This window comes from Lentiprolixibacter sp. (assembly GCF_982873095.1).
Window position 1 is genome coordinate 1 of the sequence record NZ_CEYNTP010000153.1, and the last position, 6836, is coordinate 6836.

7 protein-coding genes and 1 tRNA gene are annotated in these 6836 nt (G+C 48.2%); 2 read left to right on the plus strand and 6 right to left on the minus strand.

The genetic code is table 11. From position 1 onward, the window contains the following. On the minus strand, positions 1–646 hold a 646-nt coding region (locus AC4E7D_RS09750), incomplete at its 3' end, for an aminotransferase class V-fold PLP-dependent enzyme (protein WP_490173611.1). A gap of 116 nt (positions 647–762) precedes the next feature. Between AC4E7D_RS09750 and AC4E7D_RS09755 the strand changes: the two genes are divergently transcribed. Continuing rightward, the gene (locus AC4E7D_RS09755; RefSeq protein ID WP_490173612.1) at positions 763–2799 is read left to right on the plus strand and encodes a S9 family peptidase; all 2037 of its coding nucleotides are present in this window, start codon (positions 763–765) and stop codon (positions 2797–2799) included. 52 nt (positions 2800–2851) lie between these two features. On the opposite strand, the gene AC4E7D_RS09760 is transcribed toward AC4E7D_RS09755, so the two are convergent. The 5 genes from AC4E7D_RS09760 to AC4E7D_RS09780 all read right to left on the minus strand — a co-directional run bounded on the left by AC4E7D_RS09760 (position 2852) and on the right by AC4E7D_RS09780 (position 5983). Next, positions 2852–3487 carry a YIP1 family protein gene (locus AC4E7D_RS09760; protein WP_490173613.1) on the minus strand — a complete coding sequence of 212 codons (636 nt, stop codon included), beginning with the start codon at positions 3485–3487 and terminating at the stop codon, positions 2852–2854. Between the two features lie 321 nt (positions 3488–3808). Then, positions 3809–3890, minus strand: a tRNA-Leu gene (locus tag AC4E7D_RS09765). Positions 3891–4049: 159 nt separating this feature from the next. Continuing rightward, positions 4050–4235: a hypothetical protein gene (locus AC4E7D_RS09770; RefSeq protein ID WP_490173614.1), complete on the minus strand. Its 186-nt coding sequence runs from the start codon at positions 4233–4235 to the stop codon at positions 4050–4052. Positions 4236–4319: 84 nt separating this feature from the next. Further along, positions 4320–5801 (minus strand): cryptochrome/deoxyribodipyrimidine photo-lyase family protein, encoded by a 1482-nt coding sequence (locus tag AC4E7D_RS09775; protein ID WP_490173615.1) that lies wholly within the window; start codon positions 5799–5801, stop codon positions 4320–4322. A gap of 14 nt (positions 5802–5815) precedes the next feature. Continuing rightward, complete coding sequence (locus AC4E7D_RS09780; protein WP_490173616.1) at positions 5816–5983, minus strand: Lacal_2735 family protein; 168 nt, start codon at positions 5981–5983, stop codon at positions 5816–5818. Positions 5984–6059: 76 nt separating this feature from the next. On the opposite strand from AC4E7D_RS09780, the gene AC4E7D_RS09785 reads away from it, so the two are divergent. Next, positions 6060–6836, plus strand: a 777-nt coding sequence (locus AC4E7D_RS09785; protein ID WP_490173617.1) for an FAD-dependent oxidoreductase, incomplete at its 3' end; no start/stop codon positions are given.

Genomic DNA, 6836 nt, shown 5'->3' on the forward strand with positions numbered 1-6836 from the left:
AAATATCCGCTCCCAGATCCTTCAGGTCAGGGAAGCCGTGCGGTGCCCAGCCTACCCCATCTACCACGGAAAGTGCACCGTGGTCATGGGCCAGCTGGCTGATCTCCTTCACCGGATTGATATAACCAATCACATTGGAACAATGCGGGAAGGCCACCATTTTAGTCTGACTGCTAAACAGTCCTTTCAACACCTCCACATCCAGCATTCCGCGTTCCTTGTCTACATGCCATTCGATTACTTTTATCCCTCGTTTGGCCAGCCGCCGCCAGGCCCCAGCGTTGGCTTCGTGGTCCTGGCAGGATACGATGATCTCATCCCCCTCTTTCCACATGGGACGCATGGCGTTCGCCAGCACATACACATTCTGGGTGGTAGACGGACCAAAATGAATTTCTGAGGGGGCTACATTCAGGTAAGCCGCCATCCGGGCATAGGCACTGTCCATCAACGCACCGGCTTTCTCGGAAGCCGGATAGGGATAGTAGGGCTGTACCTTGTTTTGGGTGTAAAAATCGGTCAGTCGCTCCACCACCTGTTTACAGGGATAAGAGCCGCCTGCGTTTTCAAAAAAAGCCCAACCTTCCAGAGAAGGTTCAGAAAAGGCGGGGAAATGGGAACGGACAAAGGATAAATCGAGTTTCATAATTCAGTATAATTGGTCCTTCAATTTACGCAAAATCAATAAGCTAAATCCGCTGCAAACGTCTGGTTAAGGAAGGGGACAATTCCCTATCTTTAATCGACCTAAAACCCGCCAATATGAAACGCCTTATTTCCCTCCTGTTCATTTTATTCCTAATCCCCGTCCAGGCCCAGGAAGTGGACCTGAAGGAATTCCTTAGCTACTCGTTTCCCACCGCCCTCACCGCCTCCTCCAGCGAAGGGTATATCACCTGGGTGGAGAACCAGGAAGGGGTGCGGAATATCTACTATGCAAAGGAACCCGATTACGCTCCAGTTCAACTTACCAAATACAAGGAAGATGACGGACAGGCGTTGGGCAACCTGGCGATTAACCCTGACCACACTGCCATTTTATACGTTCGGGGATCGGGACCCAACCGGCAGGGGGAATACCCCAACCCAACCACCCACCCAGAGCCTCCGAAACAGGAAATTTACAGTGTTGACCTGGAAACCGGCACTTCTAAAATGCTTGCCCAGGGAAGCAGTCCGCAGTGGCTGGGAAATCAGGTCCTCTTTCTGAAGCAAGGTACAGCCTGGGTCATGGATGAAAATGGAGAAAACGCAAAAGCTCTCTTTAACGTCCGCGGTTCGGTGGGAAGCCTTACCCTTTCGCCTGATCAGTCCCAACTGGCCTTTGTCAATGGTAGGGGTGATCATTCCTATATTGGGATCTTTACCTTTTCTGATGGCAGCTTGATATTACTGGACCCTACCATTGATCGGGATTCCAACCCGGTATGGTCCCCGGATGGAAAACAACTGGCCTTTCTCAGGATGCCCTGGGAAGCCACCCGCATGTTTTCCCCGCGACGGGAAGGGCTACCATTTTCTATCGTGGTTGCTAGTGTGCAGACTGGCAAAACCAATACAATTTTTACCGCCGACAAGGGCAAAGGCAGTGTATTCCGGAACATTTCGGCTGCCAACCAGCTCTTCTGGACTGCGAATAATACCATCATATTCCCATGGGAGAAAGAGGGTTGGACGCAGCTGTATAGCATACCTGTTGATGGCGGCGGCGCCCGGCTGCTGAATCCCGGTAAACACGAAGTGCAATACGTCTCCCAAAGCCCGGACCGCAGCACCCTGCTTTTCAATTCCAACCAGGGAGATACGGACCGACAACACCTCTGGGCCTATGGTTCGGAACTCAAACAACTTACCCGTGGAAATTCTATAGAATGGCTGCCCGTTATGGATGGCTCCGGCAGGGTGTTCTGCCTGGGGGCTACGGCTACAGGTCCTGCAGATGTGAAACGTGTGGAAAAGGGCATTTTGACCTCTATTACTACAGAAGCCAACTATCCTAAAAATGCGCTGGTGACCCCAAGCCCGGTGGAAATGACAGCCTCAGATGGCATCATTACCCATGGCCAGTTGTTCGTGCCCAAAAACCTTAAAAAAGGGGAAAAAGTGCCTGCGGTCATATTTTTTCATGGAGGTTCACGCCGGCAGATGATGCTGGGCTTTCACCATAGGGGCTATTATCATTATGCCTATGCCATGAACCAGTTTTTGGCCCATAGCGGATATATCGTGCTCAGCCTGAACTACCGCAGCGGCATTGGGTATGGGATGGAATTCCGGGAAGCGCTCGACTACGGGGCTAGAGGGGCCAGCGAATACCGCGATGTCCTGGCTGCAGCCGAATTCCTGCAAAACCATCCGAAAGCAGATGCGGAACGCATCGGTTTATGGGGAGGCTCCTATGGGGGCTACCTTACCGCCCTGGGGCTCGCCAGGAACTCGGATCTGTTCAGGGCCGGGGTGGACATCCATGGGGTGTACGACTGGAATGCGGTGATCAAGGGGTTCCGGCCCAGCTATAATAAATTGGAAGACCCGGAATTTGCACAACTGGCGTATGACTCCTCTCCTATTGCTGTGATGGACGGATGGAAATCTCCGGTACTACTTATCCATGGGGACGACGACCGGAATGTGCCGTTTAGTGAGACGGTACAGAAGGCACAAAAGCTCAGGGAACTGGGCGTGTATTTTGAGCAGCTGGTCTTTCCCGATGAAGTACATGGCTTTTTACTGCACGACAATTGGTACCGGGCCTATGAAGCTACCAAGGACTTTTTTGACAGGAAGCTCAGGCAATAAGGAAAATCCTCAAAAAGATATTTGTAGAAATGGTATACAGCGAGATAAATGCTTAGAGAATACCAAACAATAACAAAATCAGGGCAGAGAAACTAAACAGATAATACAAGACAGGTGCTATAATAAACCAAAAGATTGCTAGTCCTTTTTTAGCGTCAGTTACTGACCTTACTCCGGTGTAGCTGATGTAAATACTATAGAAAACCGCTGTTAGGATGAGTATGGCAGACAGAATCTCCCATATAGGATAGGCGGTAAAAGGATCATAGGGCAGATCGTAAGTAAAGAAACTGATTAAAGACATAACAACGATTGTTGTATATAACCAAAAATTGGCAAAAAGATAGAGGTTCCTTGATTTTGTCAGATCCCCTGATCCCCGTGACCATTTTATCCTTACGTCATAGAACCAACCTCCAATCATAAAGGCAATGTAGCCGCCAATAGCTCCGCCCACTACGGCAATCAGCCAGTATAAAGGCCAGCTGTTAAGAGTATCCAAGGCTTCCGTTCTCCCACCTAGATCCATTTTGATATACTGACGATCCATACGGTCCAATCCAAGCCCTAATCCAAAAAAAACAAGGGCAAGGTTTTCATGAACATTAATTCTTTGAACAAATTGTTCTTTGAAAAATGACTTTGGTCTAATCAATAAAGTCACAAAAAAATTCAGGAAATCATTCATAAAAACAGTTGTTTGTCCAAATCACATTAATTAAGATGAATATAAATCAAATCAGGAAATCCCCTAGGAAGAAAAGATAAAGAGTAAGGTTTTTTCGCTTATTTCACTTTACTGAAATTCGCATTTTCAAGACCACATTCCCTGTTTGCGGTGGAACTTCTTACAGACGTAGCCTTTCCGATAAAAAGTAAAACCCATCCTTATCGGATGAGCCGTGTTTTGTACAGGTGGAGAGACTTCCCTTCGCTACGGACGGGATAAACTTCTCGTCTCTCTCATTGAAAAAAAAGAAACCCATCCTTTTCGGATGGGTCGTGTTTGTACAGGTGGAGAGACTCGAACTCTCAAGCCTTGCGGCACTAGTTCCTGATACTAGCGTGTCTACCAATTCCACCACACCTGCGAATCAATAAGTTCCCTATTTGGGGTAGTGGTGTTTAGCGTGTCTACCCCCTGACTCCGATAAAATCGCGTCAGGGCCACCACACCTGCGTAGGGAGGCGCAAGTTACGCATTTTCTCTGTTTTTTCAAGTGGATTTTAAGAGGGTTTTTACCTGGAGATTATTTGATACACCTTTTGGTATCCTTGGTCCTGGAAGCACTGAGAATAAATCCGTTCATTAGCGTAGCCGAAATCACCAGGAGTCCAAAACCATAGATATAATTCGGGTGGTCCTTAAACAACCAGGCCATGATCAGGATAACCCCTGCCCATATAATCGCATTGATCAATACTAATTTTTTCATGCCCATAGGACGCAGATTACTTCCTTTTGTTACACAACTCAATACTAATCTGTTACAGACAGAGGATTTCAACTCTTTAACCCCTTAGTTGTCATAAGCTTTTCGGTTCTGCAGGGTATGTTTCCTCAGGATCCTTTGGTTTTCTTCCTTCACCTTAGCCCGCTTGCGGAAGTCCCATAAGGTCTGGCTCGCCTTTTTCCTGCTTACTTCCAGGTCCACTATGGGATAAGGGTAGTCTTCCCCAAGGGTGAAGTTGGCAAACTTCTGGTCGAGTTCCGTCATCAGGTAGGGTTCATGCAGAAATTCCTGGGGTACGTTTTTCAGTTCTGGCAACCATTTACGAATGAAGGTGCCATCGGGGTCATGTTCATAGGAGTTCTTTACAGGATTGTAGATTCGGATCTGATTGATCCCCGTTTCTCCAGCCTGCATCTGTATCTGTGGGAAATGGATTCCCGGTTCAAAATCCAGAAAACAACGGGATAAGTGCTTGCTAATCGACTGCCAGGGCTGCCAGAGGTGGTGGGTGGCAAAAGAGACCACCATGGCGCGCATCCGGAAATTCAGGTAGCCGGTTTCTTTAAGGCAGCGCATGCTGGCATCCACTAGCGGAAACCCGGTCATTCCCTTTTCCCAGGCCTTTAAATAGGCCTCGGAAATAGGTTTTTTCAGGGCACCATAACCTCGGTTCAGGCTTTCCTGCTCCATGGTTTCTTCCATTTCGAACTTCTGAATAAAGTGGGCCTGCCACCGCAACCTAGAAGTAAAGCTGTCCAGGGCCCTTTTGTTGCCCCCATTCGCCCTGAGGGCTTTTGCGTTTTGCCAGACCTCCCTCACAGACAGGTTCCCCCATGCGAGGTAAGGGGAAAGTCGGCTACAGCTTTCCCGGGAGGCCTCTGGTTTGGATATGTGTTTGTTGTAATTCAGATAGCGGGTTTCCAGAAAGGTGTTCAGGTAGTGAAGGCCTATATGGGTACCCCCTTTCTGGAAAGGGCTTTCAGCTGGTGTCTGCAAATTTGCCTGGGCAAAACCTGCTTCTGCCAGACGGTTTTCATCATAATTTGCCAATTGCCCGTCTTGGGGTGTAAAGGGAAAACAGGGAGCTTTCATATAAGCTTCCCAGTCCTCCTTCCATGAAATGCGGTCTTCCCTGCCCCTGAAAACGCCATTGTTCACCACCTCTTCCCATAAGATCTGGTTATTGCGGCAATAGCGGGCAAAGGTTTTATCGCGTTCATAGGTCACTTTAATGCCCGTTTCCTGGTGCGAATAAATCGTTTGAATACGGTAATGGGTCTGTAGTTCATTAAAAAAAGGGATGGCCTCCGCTTCTACGGCCAGCACCTTTGTTTCACGGGGTTTAAGGGCGCGATTGAGGTCGCACAGGGATTGCCGGATAAAGTTCCAGTGACGTTCATCGTAATGGGGGTCCTTGAGCAGGAAGGGCTCAAAGAGGTAGACGATAAGAAATGGGCGTTTGGCCTGGGTGGCCCGGAACAAGGCTTCATTGTCCTGCAGCCTGAGATTCCGCTTCAACCAAACCACATTGATCTCGGGTTTGTCCATAGCGGCAGATAAATCTATTTTTCCAGGGCATCAATTTGTTTGAGGACAGCATCAGCTTCCGCTACTTTGTCATCACTCAAGCGGCGATTAGTTGTAGAAAGCTTATGGGCCTCAGACATCAATTTTCTGTATTTCTCCTGTAATTTTTCTTTTTCGGACTTCTTTTTGAATAAATTCAGCATACTTAAATCATTTATGGTATTACAACACAAAACTACTATTTTTGTTTAATCTTTTCTGTTAATATTTAAACAATAAATGCAAAAAGCGGACTATAAAATCCATATTGTTGGAGCAGGGATCAGTGGATTAGTGGCGGCACAGGTACTGGAGCAACATGGCTATCACCCTGTGATCCTGGAAGCATCGGAACGCCCCGGGGGGCGGGTTAAATCCGACCTGGTTGAGGGGCACTTGCTGGATCGCGGCTTTCAGGTATTGCTCACCGCCTATCCCCTGGCCAAAAAATACCTCGATTACCAACAGCTGAGCCTCTGTTATTTCAGGCCCGGTGCTGTACTATTTGATTCAGGCTCATCTACTACCCTGGGTGACCCTTTGAGGGATTCAGGCTTCCTATTCCCCACCCTTATTACTGCCTCCGCCAGTTTCGGGGACAAACTGAAAATCTTTCGTCTCAACCAGGAACTCAAGAAGAAATCCCTGGAGGAGATCTTCAATCGTCCGGAACAAAGCACCTTAAATTATCTGCAGGAATACGGCTTTTCTGACAGGGTCATTGACCACTTTTTTAAACCTTTTTTTGCCGGTATTTTCCTGGAACCTGACCTGGCCACCTCGAGCCGCATGTTCGAGTTTGTGTATAAAATGTTTGGAGAGGGTAAGGCAGCCCTCCCTGAGGAAGGTATTGAGGCGATCCCCAGGCAACTTCAGCAGGCATTAAAACATACGAAAATCCTGTTCTCCACCCCCGTATCCAGGGTGGAGGAAGGCAAGATCACCTTAGAAAACGAAGAGGTCCTCCCAAGTCACCTGACCCTGGTCGCTACCGAAGCTTCCGGTCTTATCCCCAAC

What these genes read in the sequence shown, in the direction of transcription:
- AC4E7D_RS09755 (WP_490173612.1), top strand. Translation starts at nt 763, where the DNA reads ATGAAACGCCTTATTTCCCTCCTGTTCATTTTATTCCTAATCCCCGTC.
- AC4E7D_RS09760 (WP_490173613.1), bottom strand. Translation starts at nt 3,487, where the DNA reads ATGAATGATTTCCTGAATTTTTTTGTGACTTTATTGATTAGACCAAAG.
- AC4E7D_RS09770 (WP_490173614.1), bottom strand. Translation starts at nt 4,235, where the DNA reads ATGAAAAAATTAGTATTGATCAATGCGATTATATGGGCAGGGGTTATC.
- AC4E7D_RS09775 (WP_490173615.1), bottom strand. Translation starts at nt 5,801, where the DNA reads ATGGACAAACCCGAGATCAATGTGGTTTGGTTGAAGCGGAATCTCAGG.
- AC4E7D_RS09780 (WP_490173616.1), bottom strand. Translation starts at nt 5,983, where the DNA reads ATGCTGAATTTATTCAAAAAGAAGTCCGAAAAAGAAAAATTACAGGAG.